A 1,731-nucleotide genomic window follows, 5' to 3' on the forward strand; every position below is an offset into this window, starting at 1 on the left:
GAGTTTATTTCTATAAGATTTCAGCCGGAAATTTTTCTGAAACAAAAAAATTAATTCTTGCGAAATAAAATTAATTATTAAGAAAAACTTATCGACAGATAAATAAGTCATTTATTGAACTTTAAACAATTAATGACGGTAAATTAAGAAAAGGTCTCGCTTTCTAAAAGTGTTACTATCTTTAATAAGATAGAAAAATGAACATCAAATTAGAAAGGAGACCTAAATGAAAATAAATAAAACAACAAACAATCTCCAGTTAATGGATCTGTATGATTACTATATAGCAATTGACTGGTCAATAGATGGAGCATCAATAGCCAGGATGCGATCAAACAGCATGAAAGTAATTATAAATAACATAGCTTCAAATGTTAAGTCAATCAAAGAATACCTTAAGGCACTTAAAGGTAAAAAAATACTAACAATAGAAGAAACAACAGGAGCACAGTGGCTATATGTTGAGTTAAAGGACAGTGTAGATAAATTGATAATATGTAATCCATCCAGGAACCGGTTACTGGAAGAAGGTTCCAAGACAGATAAAATAGATGCAGGCAAACTCTGTCAACTATTAAGAGCAGGCATGCTGAAAGAAGTTTACCATACGGATAATGAAAACAGTTACAGAATCAGAAAATTAGTTAGTGCTTATGATGATCTGACATCAGCCAGGGTAAGAGTAAAGAATCAGTATTCAGCAATTTATCGCTCAATAGGATTAAAGAAAACAGAAAAGGGACAATATGATAAAAAAGATAAAGCAATGAATTTCATACTGGAACATCAAATAGCAGTAATGAAAACATTGGATGAAGAACGAGAAAAATTTGAAGCTCTCTTCAGGGAAACTGTAAGGAATAATCATATAATAAAACAAATAAAGCAGATTTCAGGATTTGGAGATATACAATCAGTAAGGGCATACGGAATAATAATAGATGCAAGCAGATTCAAGAACAAATATCGTTTATGGTGTTACAGTGGTCTGGCAAAAAATAAAAGAGAAAGCGGTAAAAAAAGTTTTAACAAGAGGGACAAGAGATATTCCAGGAAATTAAAATGTGTTTTCAAAATGGCTACACACGCTGCACTTGGAGGCAAGAATGATATCCGGGAATATTATGAATATCTGCTAACAGAAGGATATACAGAAAAAGATGCAAGAAATACAATTACCCGATACCTGGCAACCTCAGTATATGCAGTAATGAAAAATAAAACAAAGTATGAACCATATCATTGGAGAAAGAAATTAGAGATTAAAGCCGCATAAAAAATATATTTTGACTGAACTGATTTGAGTATGTTTAATAAAAATATCGGATAGTAATTTTAATTCTCTGGGAATGAAGTTCAACATTCGATGTGCTTCAATAAGAAGAAAGCCAAAATGACGGTTAACTCTTCCCAATATTCTAAAAATTTAACGTAGCCCTTTAGAGGCTCTAATAGACGATTTGAAAAAGAGAATAATAAATCAATTAAAGAAAATATTACTAAAGCAGAATTAAGAAAACAAAGCTCAAGGTTTCAGCCATTTTCCGAAAGCGAGCCCAAAAGCAGAGAGTAATACTGTAAGTTTTTACTCATGGAAAAGTATTTTCTCTTGACTTTTTTCTTAATAGACAATCGAAAGACCATTGACCCGTCTACGCTTTCAGCTTCGCCAGGGCAGGTCTGTACTTGCTGAATGCTTGAATATCGTTTGATAAAAAGATTAACTCCCTA

General features: G+C 32.0%; 1 protein-coding gene. It reads left to right on the plus strand.

What is annotated here, in order from left to right; all coding sequences use genetic code 11:
- Positions 1-226 precede the first annotated feature (226 nt).
- Positions 227-1,276 carry an IS110 family transposase gene (locus tag ENO17_10485; GenBank protein ID HER25459.1) on the plus strand — a complete coding sequence of 350 codons (1,050 nt, stop codon included), beginning with the start codon at positions 227-229 and terminating at the stop codon, positions 1,274-1,276.
- The last annotated feature ends 455 nt before the right edge of the window (positions 1,277-1,731 follow it).

The sequence above is a fragment of the Candidatus Atribacteria bacterium genome, from assembly GCA_011056645.1.
Taxonomy (GTDB): domain Bacteria; phylum Atribacterota; class Phoenicimicrobiia; order Phoenicimicrobiales; family Phoenicimicrobiaceae; genus Sediminicultor; species Sediminicultor quartus.

Bases quoted from the DNA above. Each gene is read 5' to 3' on its own strand.
- ENO17_10485 (HER25459.1), top strand. From the start codon at position 227: ATGAAAATAAATAAAACAACAAACAATCTCCAGTTAATGGATCTGTAT.